Origin of the sequence: Streptomyces gamaensis (genome assembly GCF_042656465.1) — a bacterium.
GTDB lineage: Bacteria > Actinomycetota > Actinomycetes > Streptomycetales > Streptomycetaceae > Streptomyces > Streptomyces gamaensis.
This window is the reverse complement of the sequence record NZ_JBHSPB010000026.1, coordinates 70,998-94,011: the sequence shown is the minus strand read 5'-3', so window position 1 is coordinate 94,011 and position 23,014 is coordinate 70,998. Positions and strand designations below refer to the sequence as shown.

At 73.3% G+C, this 23,014-nt stretch carries 17 protein-coding genes and 1 pseudogene; 7 read left to right on the top strand and 11 right to left on the bottom strand.

The window, feature by feature from the left end:
• Both ACFP1Z_RS29755 and ACFP1Z_RS29750 read right to left on the bottom strand, forming a co-directional pair.
• Positions 1-908: pseudogene (locus ACFP1Z_RS29755) on the bottom strand (AAA family ATPase); the annotation flags it as partial.
• A 482-nt stretch (positions 909-1,390) separates the two neighbouring features.
• Complete coding sequence (locus tag ACFP1Z_RS29750; protein ID WP_390320807.1) at positions 1,391-2,005, bottom strand: uridine kinase family protein; 615 nt, start codon at positions 2,003-2,005, stop codon at positions 1,391-1,393.
• Positions 2,006-2,175: 170 nt separating this feature from the next.
• Here ACFP1Z_RS29750 and ACFP1Z_RS29745 point away from each other — a divergent pair, with 170 nt between their 5' ends.
• The 3 genes from ACFP1Z_RS29745 to ACFP1Z_RS29735 all read left to right on the top strand — a co-directional run bounded on the left by ACFP1Z_RS29745 (position 2,176) and on the right by ACFP1Z_RS29735 (position 7,391).
• Positions 2,176-3,606, top strand: a complete 1,431-nt coding sequence (locus ACFP1Z_RS29745; protein WP_390320806.1) for a peptidase C39 family protein — start codon at positions 2,176-2,178, stop codon at positions 3,604-3,606.
• A 129-nt stretch (positions 3,607-3,735) separates the two neighbouring features.
• Complete coding sequence (locus tag ACFP1Z_RS29740) at positions 3,736-4,365, top strand: GNAT family N-acetyltransferase (RefSeq protein ID WP_390320805.1); 630 nt, start codon at positions 3,736-3,738, stop codon at positions 4,363-4,365.
• Between the two features lie 899 nt (positions 4,366-5,264).
• Positions 5,265-7,391: a putative bifunctional diguanylate cyclase/phosphodiesterase gene (locus ACFP1Z_RS29735; RefSeq protein ID WP_390320811.1), complete on the top strand. Its 2,127-nt coding sequence runs from the start codon at positions 5,265-5,267 to the stop codon at positions 7,389-7,391.
• Between the two features lie 39 nt (positions 7,392-7,430).
• Here the strand turns inward: ACFP1Z_RS29735 and ACFP1Z_RS29730 are convergent, their stop codons facing one another.
• Positions 7,431-7,865 carry a DUF779 domain-containing protein gene (locus tag ACFP1Z_RS29730; RefSeq protein ID WP_390320804.1) on the bottom strand — a complete coding sequence of 145 codons (435 nt, stop codon included), beginning with the start codon at positions 7,863-7,865 and terminating at the stop codon, positions 7,431-7,433.
• A 265-nt stretch (positions 7,866-8,130) separates the two neighbouring features.
• On the opposite strand from ACFP1Z_RS29730, the gene ACFP1Z_RS29725 reads away from it, so the two are divergent.
• Positions 8,131-8,817: a GGDEF domain-containing protein gene (locus tag ACFP1Z_RS29725; RefSeq protein WP_390320803.1), complete on the top strand. Its 687-nt coding sequence runs from the start codon at positions 8,131-8,133 to the stop codon at positions 8,815-8,817.
• A gap of 42 nt (positions 8,818-8,859) precedes the next feature.
• Here ACFP1Z_RS29725 and ACFP1Z_RS29720 read toward each other — a convergent pair whose 3' ends face one another.
• The 4 genes from ACFP1Z_RS29720 to ACFP1Z_RS29705 form a co-directional block, all read right to left on the bottom strand.
• The gene (locus ACFP1Z_RS29720; RefSeq protein ID WP_390320802.1) at positions 8,860-9,720 is read right to left on the bottom strand and encodes a class F sortase; all 861 of its coding nucleotides are present in this window, start codon (positions 9,718-9,720) and stop codon (positions 8,860-8,862) included.
• Positions 9,721-9,738: 18 nt separating this feature from the next.
• Positions 9,739-10,401, bottom strand: a complete 663-nt coding sequence (locus ACFP1Z_RS29715; RefSeq protein WP_390320801.1) for a hypothetical protein — start codon at positions 10,399-10,401, stop codon at positions 9,739-9,741.
• A 148-nt stretch (positions 10,402-10,549) separates the two neighbouring features.
• Positions 10,550-10,939: a hypothetical protein gene (locus tag ACFP1Z_RS29710; RefSeq protein ID WP_390320800.1), complete on the bottom strand. Its 390-nt coding sequence runs from the start codon at positions 10,937-10,939 to the stop codon at positions 10,550-10,552.
• 82 nt (positions 10,940-11,021) lie between these two features.
• Positions 11,022-14,366, bottom strand: a complete 3,345-nt coding sequence (locus ACFP1Z_RS29705) for an ALF repeat-containing protein (RefSeq protein ID WP_390320799.1) — start codon at positions 14,364-14,366, stop codon at positions 11,022-11,024.
• A gap of 346 nt (positions 14,367-14,712) precedes the next feature.
• Between ACFP1Z_RS29705 and ACFP1Z_RS29700 the strand changes: the two genes are divergently transcribed.
• On the top strand, positions 14,713-15,225 hold the full coding sequence (locus tag ACFP1Z_RS29700) for a hypothetical protein (protein ID WP_390320798.1): 513 nt from the start codon (positions 14,713-14,715) through the stop codon (positions 15,223-15,225).
• Positions 15,226-15,315: 90 nt separating this feature from the next.
• On the opposite strand, the gene ACFP1Z_RS29695 is transcribed toward ACFP1Z_RS29700, so the two are convergent.
• A complete protein-coding gene (locus ACFP1Z_RS29695) occupies positions 15,316-16,662 on the bottom strand; it encodes a wax ester/triacylglycerol synthase family O-acyltransferase (protein WP_390320797.1) in 1,347 nt (448 codons plus the stop codon).
• Between the two features lie 366 nt (positions 16,663-17,028).
• Here ACFP1Z_RS29695 and ACFP1Z_RS29690 point away from each other — a divergent pair, with 366 nt between their 5' ends.
• Positions 17,029-17,196 carry a hypothetical protein gene (locus tag ACFP1Z_RS29690; protein WP_390320796.1) on the top strand — a complete coding sequence of 56 codons (168 nt, stop codon included), beginning with the start codon at positions 17,029-17,031 and terminating at the stop codon, positions 17,194-17,196.
• A 339-nt stretch (positions 17,197-17,535) separates the two neighbouring features.
• Here ACFP1Z_RS29690 and ACFP1Z_RS29685 read toward each other — a convergent pair whose 3' ends face one another.
• On the bottom strand, positions 17,536-17,868 hold the full coding sequence (locus ACFP1Z_RS29685) for a glyoxalase superfamily protein (protein WP_390320795.1): 333 nt from the start codon (positions 17,866-17,868) through the stop codon (positions 17,536-17,538).
• Positions 17,869-18,078: 210 nt separating this feature from the next.
• On the bottom strand, positions 18,079-19,602 hold the full coding sequence (gene exaC / locus ACFP1Z_RS29680) for an acetaldehyde dehydrogenase ExaC (RefSeq protein WP_390320794.1): 1,524 nt from the start codon (positions 19,600-19,602) through the stop codon (positions 18,079-18,081).
• 255 nt (positions 19,603-19,857) lie between these two features.
• Between exaC and ACFP1Z_RS29675 the strand changes: the two genes are divergently transcribed.
• Positions 19,858-20,109, top strand: a complete 252-nt coding sequence (locus ACFP1Z_RS29675) for a holin (protein WP_390320793.1) — start codon at positions 19,858-19,860, stop codon at positions 20,107-20,109.
• Positions 20,110-20,143: 34 nt separating this feature from the next.
• Here ACFP1Z_RS29675 and aceE read toward each other — a convergent pair whose 3' ends face one another.
• Positions 20,144-22,843 (bottom strand): pyruvate dehydrogenase (acetyl-transferring), homodimeric type, encoded by a 2,700-nt coding sequence (gene aceE / locus ACFP1Z_RS29670; RefSeq protein WP_390320792.1) that lies wholly within the window; start codon positions 22,841-22,843, stop codon positions 20,144-20,146.
• Positions 22,844-23,014 lie beyond the last annotated feature (171 nt).

Below are 23,014 nucleotides of genomic sequence, written 5' to 3'. Positions count from 1 at the left end.
TCCGGCGGGTCCGCGGGATCCGCCGGAGGGACCGGGGCGGAGGCGGCCGGGGCGGCGGCCACCGGCTGCCCGGCGGGGCCCGTCGCACCGGCCGGGCCGGCGCCGTGGGGGTCCGTCGCGCCGAGGCCGCCCACGTCGTCCAGGCCGTCCCCGTCGGCGATCGCGGTGAGCCGCGCGGAGGTGTCCATGAACGTGGCGTCGACCCGGTGCACGGCCCGGTACAGGGGGAGCGCCGCGGCGCTGCGGCCCGTCCCCTCGTGCGCCCGGGCCAGCCAGTAGCGCAGCTCCTTGCGCTGCGGCTGCTCACTGCGGCAGCGCATCAGCGCGGCGGCGAGCAGCGGTTCGGCCTGCCCGTACATCTCCAGCCGGACCCGGGCCATGCCGCCGAACAGGCCCGCCTCGATGCCGAGCACCGGGTCGTCGAGCAGCGGCTCGGTGTGGCGCACGAGCTGCTCCCAGTCCTTGACCAGATAGGCGCGGCAGGCGTGCAGGAAGCGGGCCTGCGGATCGGCCCCGGGGGGCGGGCAGACGGCCAGCGCCCGGTCCAGCTCGGGGACGTGGCGGCCGTCGAGCCAGTGCGAGGCGTGGGCGAGCAGCAGATCGCGGCCGGTCTCCAGCACCGGCTGCACCCACCAGCCCAGCCAGTACCAGGAGTTGAGGGTGCGCCTGTGGCGGGCGCGCTGCTCGCCGAAGCGGTCCCGGTGGCGGTACATGCGCAGCAGCGCGGTGGTGGTGTCGGCGCGCAGCGCGTGCAGCCCGAGCCAGGCGTCGGCCATCCCGGGGTCGGCGCGGACCGCGGTGCGGAACTCCTCCTCGGCCTGGGCGTAGGCGCCCATGGTGTAGGCGTCGATGGCGCGCAGCCAGGCGAGGTCGGCCGGGGCGGGCGGGCCCTGCGTGCCGAGTTCCATCTCGTCCCCCACGAACCGTGCCCCCGTAGCGTGCTGCCGGGCGAGTGCCTGGCACCCCTCTTCGAACCGCTGTGCTGTGGACGGGAGTTGACCAGTGGTTGCCGGCGCACCCGCCGGCAGGTGCACCGCCTCGCATCGTACCTGCGCGCTTGGCGTCGGCCGAAGGGTGCCGCAGGGCTGTTCGCGGCGGAAAAACATTCCCGGTACGGGCCGGAAGAGGTCCGGAAAATGGTCACCCAGGGTGAGGGCAGGCGCTGCGCAAAGCGCCCGAAAAGGGGTTCCGGAGGGGGTACGAAGCCCCCGATCACGGGGGAACAACCGGGGGCTTCGCGTCCGCAAGCAGCCTTCCTCGGCCGCTCAATGAGAACGTAAGTCCTGTACGGCCCCTCGGTCAAGCCGAGTTGGCGGAGTCGGCGGGGATCGGCCGACGGTGGCGGGTGAGTTGACGGCCGTTCGTCACTCAGCGTGAGGCCGGGGGTGGTTCAGGGGCGCTTCCCGGGCCCCGGCAGCACCTCGTACCCCTCCTCTCTCTGCAGAATCAGGAATTCGGCGTACGGGCGGGTCGGGTCCGCCGCGAAGTGCTCGCGCTCCGCAAGCTTCCAGCCGTTCCAGAATTCCGACAGCCCTGCACCGTCACGGAGTTGACCCCTTTCCCAGGAGTGCTCATACGGCAACTCCATCCACAGCAGACACGCGAGCCGGGGCCGTAGGGCCCGGCGGCCCGCACCGACCCCCTCCACGAGGACGACGGGCGCCGCGGGCAGCACCCGCTCCTCGGCGAAGCACCGCGCCACCCAGTCGTACACGCGGTACCGCGCGCTCTCCCCGCGCGCGAGCGGTTCGAGGACCTGCGCGCGCAGCCGCTCCGGCCACGCGAACAGCTCCTCGTGCGTGGCGAGATCGTCGAGGTGCAGTACGGGCGCGCCGCCGAGCGCCGCCGCGAGGCGCGCGCTGAAGGTGGTCTTGCCCGAACCGGCGTGCCCGTCCACGGCCACGAGCCGCACCGGCCCGAGCGACGGCGGCAGCGCGCGCAGCCGGAGCGCGAGCGCGGCGACCGCGTCACGGGGGCCGGTCGGGGAGCGGAAGGCGTCGTTCACCCGGTCACCCTACGGCGCGGCGCGCACGGACGACGCCGCCGGCGGACGGCCCCCGCGCGGTCACTGGCCGCCGCCACCGGGAACCGCGATAGTGGTCCGGCCGGTGTCCGTGGCCGCATACGCGCACGGCCCCCGTGCCCGACCCCACCCGCAGACGACTGGGGGAGAACATGACCGACCGACCCACCCCGCGCCGCACCGTCCTCGCCGTGGCCCTCGGCGCCGCCGCGGCCGGATCCCTCGCGGCCGCCACCCCGCTCGCCTTCGCCGCCCCGGCCGCCGGCGGCTTCGGCGGCGGCCCCGGAACCGGCCCCCGCCCCGGTCCCGAGGGCGGCGGCGGGACCGGCGGCCCCGCCGGACGCGTCGACCACCACGACTGGTTCACCCTCGCCGACTGGCGGCACGGCACCGCCCACGGCACCCGCGCCGCGGGCGGCCCCCGCCCCGGTCTCGTCATCGCCCGCCCGGCCGGCACCCTCGACTACCCGGACCCGCACACGCACACCACCACGACCTGGGAGTACGCCACCTGGACCGCCCCCGAGCGCAGACTGCCGACCCCCGCGAGCGAACTCGTCGCCTCCTGGAACGCCCGCACCCCCGCCGGCACCTGGATCCAGACCGAGGTCCGCGGCAGGTACACCGACGGCAGTGCCACCCCCTGGTACGTACTGGGCCGCTGGACCTCCTCCGACGCCGACGGCGACATCCGGCGCACCTCCGTCGACGGCCAGGGCGACGGCAGGAGCAGCGTCTCCACCGACACCCTCGCCGTCGACCACCCCGACACCGGGCTCCGCCTCGCCTCCTGCACCCTGCGCCTGACCCTCCACCGCAGACCCGGCACCGACCTCACCCCCACCGTGTGGCGGCTCTCCGCCATGGCCTCCGACCTCCCCGACCGGTTCACGGTGCCGCCCTCGAAGCCGGGCCCCGCGACCGGGCGCGAACTGCCCGTGCCCCGCTACTCCCAGGAGATCCACAAGGGGCAGTACCCCCAGTACAACAACGGCGGCGAGGCCTGGTGCAGTCCCACCTCCTCCCAGATGGCCATCGAGTACTGGGGACGCCGCCCCAGCCGCCGGGACCTCTCCTGGGTCGACCCGCACTACGCCGACCCCCAGGTCTGCCACGCCGCCCGCTTCACCTACGACCACCAGTACGGCGGCTGCGGCAACTGGCCCTTCAACGCCGCCTACGCCGCCACCTACCGCGACCTGCAGGCCGTCGTCACCCGGCTCCGCTCGCTCACCGACGCCGAACGCCTCGTGCGGGCCAACATCCCCGTCATCACCTCGCAGTCCTTCCTCGCGAGCGAACTCGACGGCGCCGGCTACGGCACCGCCGGGCACCTGATGTGCGTCGTCGGCTTCACCGCGGCCGGCGATGTGATCGCCAACGACCCCAACAGCCCCTCGGACCCGGCCGTCCGCCGGATCTACCGGCGCGGGCAGTTCGAGAACATCTGGCTGCGCACCAGGCGCTACAACGCCCAGGGCCAGGTCAAGAGCGGTACGGGCGGCGTGTGTTACCTCTACTTCCCGCTGCGGCCCACCCCCGCCCAGCGGGAGGCCCTCGCGGCGGTGGGCGTGCGCTCGTAGCGCGGTCTGTACCGCCCCCGGGCACCGGCGGCGCGGTCCGTACCATCGGCGCCGACGGAGCGCGAGCACCCGCCCCGACCCACCGGGACGGCCCGCGCCGCCGGTGTTCGCGCACATGCGAGAGGGGATATGACTGTGCATCAGGCAGCCGCCGCCGTGCCGGGGATCCGCCGGGCCCGGCAGGAGGAGCGGGACGCCATCGGCCGGCTCATCGGCGAGGCGTTCTTCGAGGACCCGGTCAGCGCCTGGGTCTTCCCCGACGCCGACCGCCGCCGCGCCGTCCAGCCGGACTTCTTCGGGGTCTTCCTCGACGCCGGACTGCGCCACGGCTGGGTCGACGTGACCGACGACCTGTCGGCCGTGGCGGTGTGGCTGCCCGTCACCGTGGACGCCCCCGAGGGCGACCACGCGTCCGGCGACGACATGGGGGAGCGCCTGGCCCGCGCCGACGCCGGCAACGAACGCGCCCGGACCGTCGTGGAGTTGATGGGCCGCATCCACCCCACGGACCGCTCCCACTACTACCTGCCCGCCATAGCGGCCGCCCCCGCCCGGCAGAGCGCCGGCCGCGGCCGGGCCCTGCTCACCGCCACGCTCGACCGCTGCGACGCCGAGGGCGTGCCCGCCTATCTGGAGGCGAGCAGCGCGCGCAGCAGGGCCCTGTACGCACGCCTCGGCTTCACCGACACCGGCGCGCCCGTCGAACTGCCCGACGGCGGACCGTCGTTGTGGCCCATGTGGCGCGAGCCACGGCCCTGACCCCGCGGCCCCGGGATCCGGGCGCGGGCCCCGGCGGCCGCCGGGGCCCTTTTCCCGCCTGTTTCCCACCCGTCCACGATTGACACTCTCGTCCCGGCCCTCTCCCGGCCATCAGCTGGCAGGATCGGTGACGCGCCGGGCCCGGGGGACACCGGCGCGACAGTAGCGACGGGACGGCGATGAGAGAAACCGAGGGAGATGCATCTCACGTACGCCGGTGGTTTGACGGCGCGTCGGACAGCACACCCGCAGGAGGCGGCCGCGCCCCGGCGGCCCATCCGGACGACTGGTGTCCGCATCCGGCTTCCAATCGAACGGACGATCAGTAGCCTCGGCTCACATGCCCTCGCGAGGAGCTGGAGAGGCGAACTGATGGAGCGTACGGAGCGCCCGTCCCGGGCCCCGCTCGGCGTCGGCCCCGCGACGTATGCCGGACGCGCCGGAGCGGGGCACCGGCCGTGACCCGGAGCGGAACCGGAGGCGGAACCCCCGGACCGACGACCGGCAGGACGGCCGGGCCGGACTCCACAGAGCCCACCTCGGGGAACACGGGCCCGGGCGAGCGGATCGGCACACCTGTGAACAGCACGACCAACGGAAGCGGAAGCGGAGCCGGGGTGGGAATCGCGAGTGGCGCACCGGCGCCGGCCGTGACCAGGGGCAGGACCGCCGGGTTCTGCGTACGGGACGGCCACGACCGACGCGACGGACACGGACCGCAGGACGGCCCCCGGGAACGCCCCACGGGAGCCCCGCCGGCGCGCGGCCAGGACGCCCCCGAGGCGCACGAGCCGCCGCCGGCAAGGGAGCCGGCCGAGCCGGCCGCACCGCGGGGGGAGGCCCCCGCGCCCGCCGCCGGCGCGTGCCGGAACCGGGCCGACGGCGCGACCGACCCGCGGGTGCGGCGGTTCGCCGAGGAGTGGGGCCGGGCCGTGTACCCGGTGAGCCGGACGGCCATGACCCGCGCCGAGTTCGAGGACAGCCTCGTCCCGCTCGCCGCCCGGCTCCGCGACGCCCTGACCGCCGACCCCTTCGACGCCGGGGCCGCCCGCGAGGTCGGCGCCGAGCTCGCCCGCGCGCACTGCGCCGACCCCGGCGCCCTGACCGCCGTCCTCGGCGTCGTCGACTCCTCCCTGCTCGCGCACTGCCCGCCCGGCCACGGGCTGGACGCCGAGGAGGCACGTACCCGCTGCTCCCGGCTCCAGCACGCCCTCGCCGCCGGCTTCGCCTGCGCCCTGCGCGAGCGCACCCTCGCCGAACAGGAGGCCCTCTCCCGCGCCGCGCTGGCCGCGCAGGCCGAGACCGAACGGGCCCTGCACACCAGCGAGGCCCGGTTCCGGGCGGTGTTCGAGGGGGCGGCCATCGGCGTGGGCATCGCCGACGTCGAAGGCCGCATCATGGACGTCAACGAGGCCCTGTCCCGGATGTTCGGCACCGGCCCCCACGAGGTGAAGGGCCGCAACGTCGGCGAGCTCGTGCACCCCGAGGACTCCCCCGAGGTGTGGGGCCTGTACCGGGAACTGGTCCGCGGCGACCGCGACTACTACCGGGTCGAGAAGCCGTACTACCGGGGCGACGGCAGCGTGCTGTGGACCGACCTGTCCGTGGCCCTGCTGCGCGACGCCCAGGGCCGGCCCCAGTACCAGCTCGCGCTCATGGAGGACATCACCGAACGCCGCCTGCTGCACGAGCGGCTGCGCTACGAGGCCACCCACGACGCCCTCACCGGCCTGCCCAACCGCACCCTGTTCTTCGAGCGCCTCGACCGCGCCCTCGACGCCGCCACCGGCGACGTCCGCTTCGGCCTGTGCTACCTCGACCTCGACGGCTTCAAGGCCGTCAACGACAGCCTCGGCCACGCGGTGGGCGACCGCCTGCTCGTCGCCGTCGGCGAACGGCTGCGCTCGTGCGCCACCGCCCCCGCCGAACTCGTCGCCCGCCTGGGCGGCGACGAGTTCGTGGCCCTGCTCACCGGCGAGCACGCGCTGCGCGACGCGACCGCGCTCGCCCGCCGGATGCTCACCGCGCTGGCCGAACCCGTCCGCCTCGACGGGCGCGACCTGTCCGTACGGGCCAGCATCGGCATCGTCGAGGGCGCGGCCGGCGAGAGCGGCGCCGCCGAGGTGCTGCGCAGCGCCGACATCACCATGTACCGGGCCAAGGCCGCCGGCGGCAACCGCTACGAACTCGCCGACGCCGACTCCGACGCCCGCGCCATCGCCCGGCACAGCCTCACCAACCGGCTGCCCGCCGCGCTCGACAACGGCGAGTTCTTCATCGAGTACCAGCCGCTGGTACGGCTCACCGACGGCACCGTGCGCGGCGCGGAGGCCCTCGTGCGCTGGCTGCACCCGGTGCACGGCGTGCTCGGACCCGACCAGTTCATCCCCCTCGCGGAGAACACCGGACTCATCGTGCCGCTGGGCCGCTGGGTGCTCCAGGAAGCGGCCCGCCAGGCCCGCGCCTGGCACAGCGAGGCACAGTACGGCGAAGGACCGTGCCGGGGCCCGTTGCGCGTCAACGTCAACCTCTCGCCCACCCAGCTGCGTTGGCCCTCCCTCGTCGCCGACACCGTCCTGGTGCTGGAGAACGCCGGCCTGCCCCCCTCCGCGCTGTGCCTGGAGGTCACCGAGAACGCGCTCATCGGCGCCGACGAGGAGGAACTGCGCCCCTTGCGGCAACTCGCCGACATGGGCGTGGACATCGCACTCGACGACTTCGGCACCGGCTACTCCAACCTCTCCTATCTGCGCCGGCTGCCCGTCAGCACCCTCAAGCTCGACCGCTCCTTCACCCGCGGCATGCAGCGCGCGCCCGCCGACCCCGTCGACGTCAAGATCGTCGAGGGGATCGTCTCCCTCGCGCACACTCTCGACCTCTCCGTCACCGTCGAGGGCGTGGAGACCGGAACCCAGGCCGAGCACCTGCGCATGCTGGGCTGCGACACCGCCCAGGGCTGGTACTACGCCCGGCCGGGCCCGCCGGAGCGCATGGGCACGCTCTCGCTCGTCGACGCCGCCTCGTAACCGGCGAGCGGGCTCCTCGTCACGGCTGCCGCAGCCCCGTCACGGCGGCCCGGGAGCGCGCGTCCCCGGCTCCCCGGCCGCCGCCTCCTCGTCCGTGAGCAGCCGCGAGCGGATCAGAAAACGCACCCCCTCCGGCGCCTCCAGCGAGAAACCGCTGCCGCGCCCGGGCACCACGTCCACCGTCAGATGCGTGTGCCGCCAGCGCTCGTACTGGTCCGCCGACATCCAAAAGCCCACCGGCTCGGCCACGCCCTCCACGGCCAGCTCCGCGAGCAGCACGTCGGCGGCGCCCGTACGGAACTCACCGTCCTGGTAGCACATGGGCGAGCTTCCGTCGCAGCAGCCACCCGACTGATGGAACATCAACGGGCCGTGCTTCCCCCGCAGTTCACGCAGCAGCCCGGCCGCGCGCGGCGTGAGCGCGACGCGCGAGGGGCGCGCCCGCGTCCCGCCGGTGCCGTCCGCACCGCTCATGCCGGCCACCCCTCCCCGGGCCGCGGCCACCGCGCGGGCGGCCACCGGGACATCTCCGATCCCCACAGACTGCACCGCCGCGCCCCCGCCCGCCAGAGGAACGGCCCACTGCCCGCCCCGACGTGACACGGCTCACGAACGGCCGCGCTCCGGCGCGGCCGCCGCTGCGGGGCGACGGAAACGGGGGATCTCCAGCATGACCGGCCCGGTACGTCCGTGGACCACCCGTCGGCCCCCGCGCCGACCACCCACAGGAAGGCGACCGATGAACCTGCTCCTCCAGGCACTGCCGATAGCCGCACCGACCCTCGGCTGGGCGGCCCACGTCCTCGTCCTCCTCCGCCGGCTGCGAACCGCCCGCACCGATCCGCTGACGGGGCTGATGTGCCGCGAAGAGTTCACCGCGCGGGCCCGCCGCGCCGTCAAACACCCCTGTGCCGCCGTGCTGTTGCTCGACCTCAACGGCTTCAAGCAGATCAACGACACCCACGGCCACGCCGCCGGCGACCAGGTCCTCGCGGCGGTGGGCCGCCGGCTGTCGCTCTGGTCCCGGGAGCACGGCGGGTTCGCGGCCCGGCTCGGCGGCGACGAGTTCACGGCCGTCGTCCGCCTCGCCCCCGACACCGACCTGGACGACGCGCTGACCCGCGGACTCACCACCCGGCTGTCCACACCGCTGCCGGTCACCGCCGGCACCGGCCGACTCACCCTGCGCCCCCGCGCCTCCATCGGCATATGCCGCGCCGCGCAGCGGCCCGGGGCGGAGCTGCCCGAGCTGCTGCGCGGCGCCGACGAGGCGATGTACGCGGCGAAGCGGCACGGCCGGAACTGGCGGCCCGCCGCTCCGGCCGCACTGCGCCCGGTCGTCACCGGACGACGGCCCGGGCGGCCCGGCACCCACCTGACGCTGCGTCCGATGCCCGTGGCCGTCGTCCGGCGGAGGGCCTCGTGACACCAGGGCCCGCCGGAGCGCGGCGTGTCGCTGTCCGCGCGGTCAGGACGCGTTGTCGTCCCCGTCGGAACCGGCGTCCGCGGCCGGAGGCGGCAGCGGCGGCGCGGGCGGCACGACCGGTGCCGTACCGGGACGCGGCGCCGGCGGGGGAGGGGCAACAGGCCGCGGAGCGGCGGGAGTCGAGGCCGGCGGCTGGGCGGCCGGCGGGGCGGCCGGCTTCACCGCGGGGGGCGGCGGCGGGCCGAACCCGGTCAGGTAGGCGGAGACGACCACATTGGCCGTGTACTCGTGCTTGGCGCGGTTGTAGTCGCCGCCGCAGGTGATCAGCCGCAGCTCGGCGCGGTCCGGGTCGCGCGGCCCGTAGACCTTCGCGTCGTCGAAACGGTCGTTGGGGACGACGGAGACGTCCTCGACCGTGAACTCGGCTGTCGAGCCGTCGGACCGGGTCACGCCGATCGCCTGACCGCGCTTCATATTGCTGAGTTCGTAGAAGACGGCCGGCGCGGTCTTGGTGTCCACGTGACCGACGAGCACGGCGGCCCCGGGACTGCCCGGCTGCGGCCCTTCCTGATACCAGGACACCGCGTTCGGCCGCTCATAGGGGGGCAGTTCGACCGTACCCAGCGGGTCGAGCCCGTGCCCCTCGATCGGCGCCTTGATGTTCATGGCCTTGACGACCAGACTCTGGGGGCCCACCCCCGGCAACGGTTCGTGTGCCGGGGGCAGGCCGGGCGCAGGAGGGCGGCCCTGGCTTCTGGGAGCGACGACGTTCACCTTCGGAGCCGTGGTCTCCGGCTCGTCGACGGCGTCGCGGCCCCACAGCCACAGGGCCAGCAGCAGTGCTGCCCAGGCCGCCCCTGTCAGCAGGAGGCGGCGGACGCCTCCTGTGCGCACATCTGACATGTCACCGTCCGCTTCCCGTCACCGCTTGGCCGGGCTGGTGCGACGGCGGTACCAGATCATCCCGCCGGCGAGACCCGCGGTGGCGACCCCGGCGAGGGCGATCGCGGAGGCGTCGAACGCCGAGGCGTCCGAGGCGGCGGCCACGTTCGCGGTGGCACCGCCACCCGCGTGGGCGTGACCGTGCGGCCGGTGCCCGTCGTGACGACCGTCGTGGTGCTCGCGCCCGCCGTCGTGGCCGTCGTGGTGCTCACGGCCCTCGTGGTGCTCGCGCCCGCCGTCGTGGTGGTCACGGCCACCGTCGTGACGCCCGTCGTGGTGGTCGCGGCCGCCGTCGTGGTCACGGCCGTGGTCCCAGCCACCGTCGTGGTCCCAGCCGCCGTCGTGGTCGCGGCCGCCGTCGTGGTCCCAGCCGCCGTCGTGGTCCCAGCCGCCGTCGTGGTCGCGGCCGCCGTCGTGGTCACGGCCGTGGTCCCAGCGGCCACCGTGGTCGTCGTCGCAGTCCTCCCGGCCGTGGTCCCAGCGACCGTGGCCATGGCCGTCCCGGTGGTCGTGGTCGGTCTTGGCGACCACACGGCTGCCGGCCGGACCGGCCGGGGAGCTGCTGAGGGCGTAGGCGGCGGGAGCCGCGCAGACGGCAACGGCCGTCAGGGTGCCGCAGAGAGCGGTACGTATGGACTTCATGGATGTACCTCCTTGCCTCCGAGATTCACCCGGCATTTCAGGAGGGGCATCCGCACAGTGGGTCTATTGCTCCATACGGTAGGAAATCAGGGCCAGGTGGGCGACGGGGGGCGTGTGGAGGGGGTGTTGGAGCGGCTGGGTGGCGGGGTCAGCCCCAGCGGAGCCACAGCCACAGCAGGAGCCCCGCGAGGGCCGAGGCGGAGAGCTGGACGGTCAGTCTGCGGGGTGCCGGAGCGGTCTGCCCGCCGATCGCCTTCTCCTGCGCCTCGGCCGCTTCCTTGACCTCCTTGGCGCGACCGAGGAGGCCGAAGACGAAGGCGAGCATCACCGTGGCATGCAGGGACAGCGTCTTGTCGAGGTCGTGCCCCCGCAGAGCGGCGGCCACCGACAGATACAGCAGCCCGATCAGGGGGAGGCACGCCGCGCGGATCCTGTACTTCTGCGTCGGCATCACGGGTATGCACACGGCCAGGTACAGCGCCGTCGACACGGCAGCGAGGATCCACCAGGTGTCCGTGGAGATGACCGGAGGGTGCAACGTGCTCTCCTTGACCGCTGTGGTGCCCGCGTGCGCGGGCACCACAGCTCAACTGCTCACAGAAGGGTGACGAGAAGGGTGACTAGTCGAACCAGCCCGACACTGTCGAGTAGACCGACGAGGCGGCTTCGCCCACGGCCTTCGCCGCTCGCGTGCCCACCGACTTTACTAGCGGGGCAGCGCTGTCGATGACCCGGTTCATCCGGATCCCGGCCACGCTCAGACCGACGCCGATGGCGGAGCTGACGAACTCGGGGCTCCAGCCGTGGACGGCGAAGGTCAGCACCGCGCTCGCGGTTCCGGTGAACAGGGAGACACCGCCGAAGACCGCCGCGACGGGCTCGGCGCCGACGAGCGCCGCACCTGCCGCGATGTAACCGGTGTAGGTGCTGATGTCACCCAGCACCCCGGCAACCTTGTCGACCTTGTCCGCGGTGGAGTCGCCGCCGGAACCACTGCCCGAACCGCCGCCCGGCAGCCGGGCATCGTCGTTCTTGGAGTCGTTCTCCGGACGCTGGTTGTTCTTCGCGTCCTCCTCGGCCTGCTTGCGCGCGGCTTCCGCCGCCGCCCGCTGCTCGGCCTCGTACTTGTCCTGCGCGATCTGCTTCGCCTGGCTCGCCGCCTGGCGGGCGGCCGCCGCGTCCTGCCCGGCCTGGGTCGCGGCCTGCTGGGCCCGGCTCGCCGAGGCCTGGGCGCTGGCCGCCGAGGCCGACGCCTGCTGCGCGGAGGAAGCGGCCTGGGTGGCCGAGTAGTTGGCCTGGCGGCTGGCGACACGCGCCTTGGCGGCGGCCTCCTTGGCCTTCTGGGCGGAGGCGGCCGCGCTGGCGGCCGACGCGTCGGCCTGGTCGGCGTAGTTCCGCGCCTGGGCGGCGTAGCCCTGGGCCTCCTTCGCCTTGGCCTTGGCCCGGTCGGCACTGGCCTTGGCCTCGTCGGCCCTGCCCTGGGCGTGGGCCGCGGCCTCGGCGGCGGTCTCCGCGTTCGCGTACGCCTCGGACGTGGCCTTGGCCGCGATGCTGAGCTGGGCCTGGACCGCCGCGATGTGGGCCGCGGTGTCCTGGTCCGCCTGCGCGGCACGGAACTGGGCGCGCTCGACGAAGGCACGCCGCATCGCGTCCGTACCCTCGAGCGCCACCTGCGCGGCGGCCTTCATGGCCGGACCGCCCTGCTCCAGCTGCCGCAGCGCCTGGAAGCGGTCGTCCTCGGCCCGCGCCTTGGCGTAGCCCGTGGTCAGGAACGAGCGCAGTGCCTCGGTGGAACCGTCGTCGAGCGCCTTGGAACCGGCGTCCTTGACGGCCTTGCCCCCGTCGTTGATGATCCGCAGGATCTGGTAGCGGTACTCCTCGCGCTGACCGTCGAAGGCACCCTTGGTCAGGAACTCCCGCACGTCGGCGGGGCTCTTGGCGAGGGCGTCCTGGGCGGCCGCCGCGGTCTTGGGGGAGCCGATCCGGCTGAAGAAGACGGCCGTGTCACGGTCGTCCAGGTCCTCGGCCCTGCTCCGGTCCTGCTTCACCCAGGACAGCACGTCCTCGTCGGAGCCCGACAGGGCGTCCCCGGCAGCCGCCCGGGTCCACGTACCGCTGCTCGACAGCAGGTTGGCGGCCGCCTGGCGGGCGGTCTTCGCCGCGCCCTGGTCGTCCTTGCCCAGCTTCGCGCCGGCCTCGGAGATCAGCTGCTTGGTCGCCTCGTCGGTCTGGGCGTCCTGGGTCTGCTGCTTGACGACGACGGACTGCATCTCGTCCTCGAAGGACTTGCGGTTCCGCGCGTCCTCCAGGCCGGCGGCGAGATCCGCCTGAAGCTTCTGCTCCTCGGCCTCGCGGGCGACCTTGAAGACGGTCTGCGCCTGCGTGGTCGCGTCGTCGGCCGCCTTGGCGGCGTCGGCGGCGGCAGCGGCGTGCGCCTTGGCCTTGTTGGCGGCGTCCTGGGCCTTGCCCGCCTCGTCGGCGGCCTTGTCGGCGGCCTTGGCGGCCGCGTCCGCGTGCGTGGCCGCGCTGTTGGCCGCCGTGCGGGTCTTACGGGCGGCCTCCGCCGCCTGGTTGGCCAGGGACACCGCGGAGTTGGCCGCGCGGGTCGCGCGGTCGGCCTCGTAACGGGCCGTGGCCGCCGCCCGCTTGGCGCGGGCCGCCTCGGCCTGGGCTATGCCGGCCTGAGCGCTCGACTCCGCGGCCGCCTCGGCGGCGGCTGCGGCGTTACGGGCGGCGTTGGCGGCCGCGGCACCGGACTGGCCCGCAGCGGCGGACGCGTTCGCGGCCTGGTCGGCGGCGGCAGCGGCCGTACGGGCACCCGCCGCCGCGTCCCGGGCCGCCTCGGCCGCCTTGCGTGCCGACGCGGCCTGACCGGCGTCCTGCATGGCGGCGTTCGCGGCCTGGTACGCGCGGGACGCGGCCTGGCCGGCCGCGGCAGCCGCGGCGGCGGCGTTGGACGCGGCACGGGCCGCCGTATTGGCCGCCGACACCGCGTTGTTGGAGGCGCGGATGGCGGTACGGGCGGCCGCCGCGGCACCTTCGGCGGCCTGGGCGGCATCCGTGGCGTAGCGGCCGGCCTTGTCCGCGTCGGACTTGGCCAGGGCGGTCTGCCGCGCCGCTTCCTCGGCGGCTTCCTTCGCCTTCGCCGCGGCCTTGTCGGCGACGGCGGAGGCCTCCAGTGCGGCGTCGGTCTCCGCCTTGGCCTTCTTGCCGGCCTCGGTGGCGGCCTGGGCCAACTGCGTGACCGTCATCGTCTCCTGGTCACGCGCCCGGGCGAGATCCAGGCCGCGCTCCAGGAACTCGGCCCGGTCGCCGTCATCCCCGTTCAGGGCGCGTTCGGCGGCCTGCTTCACGGCGGGGCCACCGGAGTTGACGACGCTCAGGACCTCGAACCGGTTGTCCTCATTGGTGGCCTTGTCCAGGCCTTCCTGGAGGAACTTGTCCAAAGCCGCGGGCGTTCCGTCGTCGAGGGCGCGCTGGCCCTCGCGGTTGACGGCCTTGCCGCCCGCGTTCATCGCACGCAGGACCGCGAAGCGCCGGTCGTCCTGCAGCGGTTTCTCGTATCCGTCCTTGACGAATGCGAGGACGTCCTCGCCGGAACCGGACAGCGCCTTGTCGGCTGCTGCGGCAACGCCGTTTCCGGCGCCCGACATTGTCTTGAGGATGGCGTACCGGGCGTCCTCGACCTGGGCCCGGTACAGCTCCCCGCCGAGGAACTTGCTCATGTCGGCGGCCGACCCGGTCAGGGCCTTGACCGCCTCGCGCTTGGCCGCGACGCCGCCGGTCTTCCAGGCCTCCACGGCCTGGGCTCGGGCGTTGTCCGGAAGCGGGGCTTCCCCGGCCTGCGCCGGGAGTGCCTGGGCCACGGTCGTACCGAGGATGACGGCCGCTGTGGTCAGCGCGGCCAGGGCAGTGAATCTACCGCGTGTATGCCGCAGTTGACGCGGCATTCTTGACGGTGTCATGTCAGGTGCTTCCCCAATCGTGCTCTCTTGCTGAGGTTGAGGGGCGTGGCCACGCGCCAAGGAAGCATGATCACACATGTAAAGCATGTGTAATGCGGTATTTAAGGCAGGACTTAAACACTGCCGGCCGGAGGAAGGCGGACGCGCGGCAGTATCAACTCGCCTGATACAAAGGAAACTTGACGGCATTCATCGTGATGCCCGAGCGCCGGTCGGCGGTGCGAGGGCAGCCGGACCGCGTCAACGACACGTCAAGTATTGAGAAGACCTGACACCGAGTGATAGTCATTCCCGGGGGAGCGGTTTGCCCCTTCATGGCCTTCACCAACTGAAACGCGAGTCATCGATGCGGATACCCTCACGCCTCCTGGCCGTCGGTCTGGCCGGCAGCGCCCTCGTCGGCAGCGCCTTCCTGATCGCGGGAGCGGCCAACGCGGCGAACCAGCCCGACGCACCCCGCGCGGCCCAGGTCTCGGACGAGCAACCCCCGTCCGCCGTCGAGGACTTCTCGTACCCGGGCGCGGACAAGATCCTCAAGGAGAAGAACCTCAAGCTGAAGCGCGGCAACGGCAAGATCCTCCTCGCCGAGTGCGGCAGCGAGCCGAACCTCCTGAAGTTCATCGCCCGTGACCGGCCGGACTTCTGCTTCAAGGTCACCGGCGACAACGGCTACCTCTCGCTGGAGGTGCCCTCCGTCGGCGGTGTGCAGAGCAACGACTACAACGCCAAGGTCAACATGACGGTGGACGGCGAGCAGAAGTCCTTCGACATCCCGAAGAACTCCTGGAAGGGCGTCGGCGAGAACACCGACCCCGCGGGCCGCCCGCACACGCTGGTCGAGATCATCACCAGCAAGTAACCCCGCGTTCACGGGCGATGGTCGGGGGCGCGGCGCGCACGGTGCGCCGCGCCCCCGACATCGACATGCGTCCGGGGGAGAGGGAACCGCTCAGGCGCCGCAGACGGCGACCAGTTCGGCGGCCTCCTCCGTGATCGACCGGGCGAGCAGGTCCAGGTCGGGCACGGCGACCGCGTCGGCGAGCAGGCCGAAGCAGACGCGGTCCTCGTACGTGGTGATCCCCACGGCGAGGGACTGCCCGGGCGCGAGCGGGGCGAGCGGGTACGCCTCGCGGACGGGGCTGTCCGCGAGCGTGAGGCCCTGCGCGCCGCGCAACGGGACGCTGGAGACGAGCAGATCGTAGAAGAGACGGCCCGAGCGGGCGATCAGACCGCCGCCGAAGCGGTGGCCGAGCGACGGAACGAGGTCGGCGAGCAGCGCGACGGCACCCGGTCCGCTGGCGGGCCCCGCCTGCTTGTTGCGCTCCATGACCTCGCGTACCGCGCGCACGCGGGCGAGGGGTTCGGCCTCGTCGACGGGGAGCCGGGCCAGGTAGCCGGAGAGCCGGTTCCCCGAGGCGCCCGGGTCGCCCGGGTCACGCAGCGACACGGGGACGAGGGCACGGGGGCGTACGCCGTCACTGCCGTCACCGCGCTTGTCGAGCCAGCGCCGCAGGCCGCCCGCGACCACGGCCAGGAGAACGTCGTTGGCGGTGCCGCCCGTGGCCTCGCGGACGCGGTGCACATCGCGCAGGTCGACGATCGCGCCGTCGGCCCGGCGGGCGCCGGTGGCGCGCGAGGCGAGGGCGGGCGAGGAGTGCACGTCCCACGCGGCGCGGGCCATGGCCGAACCGATGGACAGGGCCCGTCCGGCGTCGCTGACGGCACCGCGCAGCAGACCGGGCAGCAGACCGGGCAGCGTGCGCGGATCGGGCAGGCGCAGCCCGGCCCCGCTCTTCCGCGGCCGTGACACCCCGGCCGGGGCGGGAGCCCCGCCGCCGTCGGCGGGGTCCAGGAGCGACAGGACGTACGACGCCGCGCGCATGCCGTCCGCGTGGGCGTGATGGAACGTGAACAGGACGGCGAAGGACGCGCCGTCCGCACCGGGCAGCACATGCGCGGCCCACGGCGGCCGCCCCCGCTCCAGGGGCTGCTGCATCAGGGCCCCGGCAGCAGCGTGGAAGTCCCGCACGGGCGCGGCGAGGTGCACATGCTCCAACGGGTCGTAGCCGGGCGCCGGTTGGCGGGCGGCGGCGCCGACGGGGAGCAGGACGGGGCGGATACGGGTGTTCAGGCCCGGTATGCGGGCGGCACGGGCGGCGAGCAGCCCGGCGGCACGCTGGGCGGCGTCCGGGGCGTGGGCGTCGAGGATGAACAGCCCGCCCATGTGCAGGGGGTGGCCGGCGGACTCGATGTTCCAGAAGGCGAGGTCGAGCGGGGAGAGCGGTTCGGGGGCCACATCAGGGGCTATGCCAGGGGTCGCTTTAGGGGCCACATCGGGGGTCACTTCAGGAGTCACGGGGTCTCCGAGGTCACGGGGGCAGGGGTGCGCTCGCGCGTCGGGTGGGTCGGAGGGCGACGCTGCTGGACGTAATCGAGCAGAAGTCAATCGTCGTCGGTCGACTACGGTCAAGTACGACCAGGGCACGCTGTGTTAACGACACGTGAAGGCCCACTGATTTCAGCCCGCCCCAAGTCCCCCTGGCCGCGCCCGTTCCCGGGCTGCCGCACCCCACCGCCGCGTCGACCCCGCACGCAACTTGTCCGGATCGCACCACCTGGGTGCGGTTCGAGTTCGCGAACCGGACGTCGGTACGCTGCGCCGGTGCCCTACGACATCACCTTCATCCGACGCCTCCCGGGCCGCACCCTCGTCGAGACGCTCGACCACCGGAACCAGGACTACGATCCGGACGCCGAACCGGAGCCCATGGAGCTGACATCTGCTCAGCGTGCCGCGTGGGAAGAGATCGTGCGCCGCGTGAGCGTTTGACCATGACGGGACGTCGGCCGACATCGAGTTCGCGTACCGCCACTGGGGCGAGGCGGCACGGCACATCGTCACCGAGGCGTACCGCATCGCGGACATCGTCGAGGACATCACCGGGCTCCAGGGTTTCGACTGCCAGACGGAACGCCCCACGGCCGACGGAGACATCGAAGCGGCCGCTGCCTGGCTCGGCCGTGTCTCGTACTGGGCACAGACGGAGATCCCCCGCATGCGGGCAGGGGGCCGGGTTCCGCCTCCCCGCTGATCCGGCGGACCCGGTCGGTCTGTTGGGCCGGTGACCGGGGGTCGGCGGCCCGCGAACCCGCAGGCCCCTTCCCGTTGTTACCCGGTCGGTGTGCCGATGCGGAGGCGATTGCCATCGGGGTCCCGCAGATCGATCTCGCGTGCCCAGGGGGCACTTTGGATCAGTTCCCCGAACTCGGAGGCGATCTCCTCGACGTCGGTCACGCGGAGGTAGACCAGGGTGTCCGGCCGGGCGTCCCCGGTGTGCTCCGACAAGAACAGCCGGACCCGGCCGCGCGCGATCTCGACGAAGGCCGGCAGCCCGTCCTCGAAGCGGTGTTCCCACTGCTTGACGAAGCCCAGGCGCTCGTACCAGAGGACGGCTGCTGCGGCATCGGTCACGTGCAGAATCGGGATGACTTCCTCGTCCATGGCGCCATGTTCCCAGGGACCGCCGTGCGACCCGGCACCGGGCTGTGTGACGCGGCGCTGCTGTCGTCGAGGCTACGGCTCGGTGTCGTCCGGCCGTACTACGGCTGCCACCCGCTCCAGTGGCGGATGTTGCAACGGTTGCACAACGGTGCGCGCACGAAGGGGGGCCCCGGCCCGTGAACCCGCAGGCCGGAGGCCCCTTTCCGTCCGTCAGAAGAAGCCCAGCTTCTTCGCCGAGTACGACACGAGCAGGTTCTTGGTCTGCTGGTAGTGATCCAGCACCATCCGATGCCCCTCCCTCCCGATCCCCGACTGCTTGTAGCCGCCGAAGGCGGCATGCGCCGGGTAGGCGTGGTAGCAGTTGGTCCAGACGCGGCCGGCCTGGATGGCGCGGCCCGTGCGGTAGGCGGTGGTGCCGTTGCGGGTCCAGACGCCGGCGCCGAGGCCGTAGAGGGTGTCGTTGGCGAGGGTGACGGCCTCGGCGAAGTCGGTGAAGGGGGTGACGGCCACGACGGGGCCGAAGATCTCCTCCTGGAAGACCCGCATGCTGTTGGTGCCCTCGAAGATCGTGGGCTGTACGTAGTAGCCGCCCTTGAGTTCGCCGTCGAGTTCGGCGCGGGCGCCGCCGGTGCGGATGCGGGCGCCTTCCTGGCGGCCGATGTCGAGGTAGGAGAGGATCTTCTCCAACTGGTCGTTGGAGGCCTGGGCGCCGATCATCGTGGCGGTGTCGAGGGGGTGGCCCTGGACGATGGCCTCGGTGCGGGTGATGGCCGCTTCGAGGAAGGCGTCGTAGTGACCGCGCTGGATCAGGGCGCGGGAGGGGCAGGTGCACACCTCGCCCTGGTTGAGGGCGAACATGGTGAAGCCCTCCAGCGCCTTGTCGCGGAAGTCGTCGTCCTCGGCCCAGACGTCGTCGAAGAAGATGTTGGGGCTCTTGCCGCCGAGTTCGAGGGTGACGGGGCGCAGGTTCTCCGAGGCGTACTGCAGGATGAGCCGGCCGGTGGTGGTCTCGCCGGTGAAGGCGATCTTGGCGACGCGCGGGCTGGAGGCGAGCGGTTTGCCGGCTTCGGCGCCGAAGCCGTTGACGATGTTGAGTACGCCGGGCGGCAGGAGGTCGGCGACGAGTTCCAGCCAGACGTGGACGGAGGCCGGGGTCTGCTCGGCCGGTTTGAGGACGACCGTGTTGCCCGCGGCGAGCGCGGGGGCGAGTTTCCACGCGGCCATCAGGATGGGGAAGTTCCAGGGGATGATCTGGGCGACGACGCCGAGCGGCTCGTGGAAGTGGTAGGCGACCGTGTCCTCGTCGAGCTCGGAGAGGCTGCCCTCCTGGGCGCGGATCGCGCCCGCGAAGTAGCGGAAGTGGTCGATGGCGAGCGGGATGTCGGCGGCCAGGGTCTCGCGGACGGGTTTGCCGTTCTCCCAGGACTCGGCGACCGCGAGCGCCTCCAGGTGTTCCTCCATGCGGTCGGCTATCCGGTTCAGGACCGCCGCGCGCTCGGCGGGCGCGGTGCGGCCCCACGCGGGGGCGGCGGCGTGCGCGGCGTCGAGGGCGCGCTCGACGTCCTCCGCCGTCCCGCGGGCGATCTCGGTGAAGGGCTGCCCGTTGACGGGCGTCGGGTTCTCGAAGTAGCCGCCCCGTACGGGCGGTACGTACGCGCCGCCGATCCAGTGGTCGTACCGCGACTTGTACGCGACGACCGCGTCGGGGGAGCCGGGGTTGCTGTAACGGGGCATGGCGGACCGCCTTCCGATTCGGCCGCCCGTACTCGTGAGCGGGCGGCGTCCCAAGGAAGTTAGCCGCGCCTTCCGGGGCGCGCCAGGGCTGTCCCGGGACACGCGGCGGGCCCGGCCGGCGCGTGTCCCGTGAGGCGTCCGGGACTTGCGGTGAACATGCCGCTCAGGTGACGCTGCCTGCGTTCGTGTTCCTCTGCGTCATTCCTCTGCATCCGTGTCCCTGTCGCTCCCGAACTTCCTTAAGGACCAACCTCTATGGACAAGAAGGTGCTCGTCGACATAGCCGAGCGCACCCTGGCCGCCTACGTGACCACCTTCCTCGGCCTGATCCTGGCCGACGGGTTCGACCTCACCAGTGTCCCCGCGCTCAAGGCCGCCGCCATCGCCGCGCTGCCGGCCGCCCTCTCGGTGATCAAGGGGGCGGTCGGCAGTCGCTTCGGCGACAAGGGGAGTGCGGCCTGGTTGCCGCGTTCGGGGCGCAAGGCCGGGCGGGGGGCGGGTTCGTGACGGTGTGTTGGCCAGCCCGTGCCGCCACGTGCGGTCAGGCGTCCAGGCCGTAGCGTGCCGCCGCCTCCTGGACGGTCTCCGGCTTGACCTCCCCGCGCCGTGCCAGGACCGCCAGCGCGGCCCGTACGACCGAGGGCGCGTCGACGCCGAAGTGTCGCCGTGCCGCCTCGCGCGTGTCCGAGAGCCCGAAGCCGTCCGTCCCCAGGGACGTCCAGTCCTGCTCGACCCACGGCGCGATCTGGTCCGGGACCGCCCGCATCCAGTCGCTGACGGCCAGTACGGGGCCCGGCGCGCCGTGCAGCGCCCGCGTCACGTACGGGACGCGGTCCTCGCCCCGCAGCCGTGCCGCGTCGCACTCCAGGGCGTCGCGGCGCAGCTCCGTCCAGGAGGGCGCGGACCACACGTCGGCGGCGACGCCCCAGTCCTCGGCGAGCAGTCGCTGTGCCTCAAGTGCCCAGTGCACGGCCGTGCCGGAGGCCAGCAGTTGCAGGCGGGGCGCGTCGGCGGGCGTGCCGGCCGCCTGCCGGTAGCGGTACAGGCCCTTGAGGATGCCCTCCTCGACGCCCTGCGGCATGGGCGGCTGGACCTTGGGCTCGTTGTAGACGGTCAGGTAGTAGAAGACGTTCTCGGAGTCCGGCCCGTACATCCGCCGCAGGCCCTCCCGTACGATCGCCCCGACCTCGTAGGCGAAGGCCGGGTCGTAGGAGACGGCCGCGGGGTTGGTGGAGGCGATCAGGTGCGAGTGGCCGTCGGCGTGCTGCAGGCCCTCGCCGGTCATGGTCGTCCGGCCCGCGGTCGCGCCGACGACGAAGCCGCGGCCCAGCTGGTCGGCGAGCGCCCAGAACTGGTCGGCCGTGCGCTGCCAGCCGAACATCGAGTAGAAGATGTAGAAGGGGATCATCGGCTCGCCGTGCGTGGCGTACGCGGTGGCCGCCGCGGTGAAGTCCGCCAGTGAACCCGCCTCCGTGATCCCCTCGTTGAGGATCTGCCCGTCCTTGGCCTCCTTGTAGTACAGGAGTTGGTCGCGGTCGACCGGGTCGTAGGTCTGGCCCGTCGGCGAGTACAGCCCGGCCGAGGGGAAGAGCGACTCCATGCCGAAGGTGCGGGCCTCGTCGGGCACGACGGGCACCCACCGCCTGCCCGTCTCCTTCTCCCGCATCAGGTCCTTCACCAGGCGGACGAACGCCATGGTCGTGGCGATCTCCTGCTGTCCCGAACCCTTCGCCAGCGCCTCGAAGGGCTTCGCCGAGGGCGCGGGCAGCGGCTTGGCGGCCACCCGGCGGGCCGGGGCCGGGCCGCCGAGCGCGGCGCGCCGCTCGCGTACGTAGCGTACCTCGGGGGAGTCGGGGCCGGGGTGGGCGTACGGCACGAGGTCACCGTCGAACGCGCTGTCCGGGACGGGGAGTTCCAGCAGGTCCCGCAGGGCGCGGAACTCCTTGACCGTCAGCTTCTTCATCTGGTGGTTGGCGTTGCGCGAGGCGAAGCCCGGGCCGAGGGTGTGGCCCTTGACGGTCTGCGTGAGGATCACGGTCGGCGCGCCCCGGTGCTCCACGGCGGCGCGGTAGGCCGCGTACACCTTGCGCGGCTCGTGGCCCGCGCGGGAGGTGTGGAACAGCTCCAGCAGCCGCGCGTCGTCCAGCGAGGCGCCGAGCGCGCGCAGCGCGGGGTCCGCGCCGGGCGCGCCGAAGAAGTGCTCGCGGATGTAGGCCGCGTCGCGCGTGGCGTACGTCTGGAACTGCGCGTCCGGCACCTCGCCGAGCCGCCGCGTCAGCGCGCCCTCGGTGTCCCGCGCGAGCACCGGGTCCCAGGCCTCGCCCCACAGGGACTTCACCACGTGCCAGCCGGCGGCCCGGAACTGGGCCTCCAGCTCCTGCACGATCTTGAAGTTGGGGCGGACGGGGCCGTCGAGGCGCTGGAGGTTGCAGTTGATGACGAAGGTGAGATTGTCCAGCCGCTCGCGGGCGGCCAGGGCGAGGGCGGCGGTCGACTCCGGCTCGTCCATCTCGCCGTCGCCGAGGAACGCCCACACGCGCGAGCGCGAGGTGTCCTTGATGCCCCGGTGCTCCAGATAGCGGTTGAAGCGCGCCTGGTAGATCGCGGAGAGCGGGCCGAGCCCCATCGAGACGGTGGGGAACTCCCACAGCCACGGCAGCCGGCGCGGATGCGGGTACGAAGGCAGTCCGTCGCCGGCCGCCTCCTGGCGGAAGCGGTCCAACTGGCCCTCGGTCAGCCGTCCTTCGAGGAAGGCGCGCGCGTAGACGCCGGGGGAGGCATGGCCCTGCACGAAGAGCTGGTCACCGGAACCTCCCCCAGCCTCCGGCCGGGGGGACCCCCAGTCCTTGCCCCGGAAGAAGTGCTGGAAGCCGGTCTCGTAGAGCCAGGCCGCCGAGGCGTAGGTCGCGATGTGCCCGCCCAGGCCCGCGCGCTGATTGCCGCGGCTGACCATGGCCGCCGCGTTCCACCGGTTGTAGGCGGTGATCCTGCGCTCCAGATCGAGATCGCCCGGGTACGCGGGCTCGGCGGCGGTCGGGACCGTGTTCAGATACGGCGTCCACAGCTGCGGCGGCACGTCGAGCCCGGCCCGGCAGGCGTGCTCGGCCAGGTGCTGCAGCAGTCGCGCAGCCCGCTGCGGGCCGGCCTGGCGGACGACCGCGTCCAGGGACTCACGCCACTCGGCGGTCTCGGACGGGTCCCGGTCGGGGATCTGGTCGAGCTGGGAGGCGGGCTGGGACATGGGGATCCCCCTTCGCGAGGCCGGCGACGGTCGTTTGATCGATGATCGATCATTCTAGGCATACCCCGGAAGCAGCCCCTTCACACGGGGTGTGCGCGGCGCACCCACGGCTCCCCCCTCGCACACGCTCCCGCCGCGCGCCCCCGCGCGGTTCACTCGCTCTTGCGAGTC

Excerpts from the sequence above, each read along its gene's own strand:
- ACFP1Z_RS29685 (WP_390320795.1), bottom strand. The coding sequence starts at position 17,868 with ATGGACGAGGAAGTCATCCCGATTCTGCACGTGACCGATGCCGCAGCA.
- ACFP1Z_RS29745 (WP_390320806.1), top strand. The coding sequence starts at position 2,176 with ATGACCGACCGACCCACCCCGCGCCGCACCGTCCTCGCCGTGGCCCTC.
- exaC (WP_390320794.1), bottom strand. The coding sequence starts at position 19,602 with ATGCCCCGTTACAGCAACCCCGGCTCCCCCGACGCGGTCGTCGCGTAC.
- ACFP1Z_RS29700 (WP_390320798.1), top strand. The coding sequence starts at position 14,713 with ATGCGGATACCCTCACGCCTCCTGGCCGTCGGTCTGGCCGGCAGCGCC.
- ACFP1Z_RS29720 (WP_390320802.1), bottom strand. The coding sequence starts at position 9,720 with ATGTCAGATGTGCGCACAGGAGGCGTCCGCCGCCTCCTGCTGACAGGG.
- ACFP1Z_RS29675 (WP_390320793.1), top strand. The coding sequence starts at position 19,858 with ATGGACAAGAAGGTGCTCGTCGACATAGCCGAGCGCACCCTGGCCGCC.
- ACFP1Z_RS29715 (WP_390320801.1), bottom strand. The coding sequence starts at position 10,401 with ATGAAGTCCATACGTACCGCTCTCTGCGGCACCCTGACGGCCGTTGCC.
- aceE (WP_390320792.1), bottom strand. The coding sequence starts at position 22,843 with ATGTCCCAGCCCGCCTCCCAGCTCGACCAGATCCCCGACCGGGACCCG.
- ACFP1Z_RS29740 (WP_390320805.1), top strand. The coding sequence starts at position 3,736 with ATGACTGTGCATCAGGCAGCCGCCGCCGTGCCGGGGATCCGCCGGGCC.
- ACFP1Z_RS29725 (WP_390320803.1), top strand. The coding sequence starts at position 8,131 with ATGAACCTGCTCCTCCAGGCACTGCCGATAGCCGCACCGACCCTCGGC.
- ACFP1Z_RS29730 (WP_390320804.1), bottom strand. The coding sequence starts at position 7,865 with ATGAGCGGTGCGGACGGCACCGGCGGGACGCGGGCGCGCCCCTCGCGC.
- ACFP1Z_RS29705 (WP_390320799.1), bottom strand. The coding sequence starts at position 14,366 with ATGACACCGTCAAGAATGCCGCGTCAACTGCGGCATACACGCGGTAGA.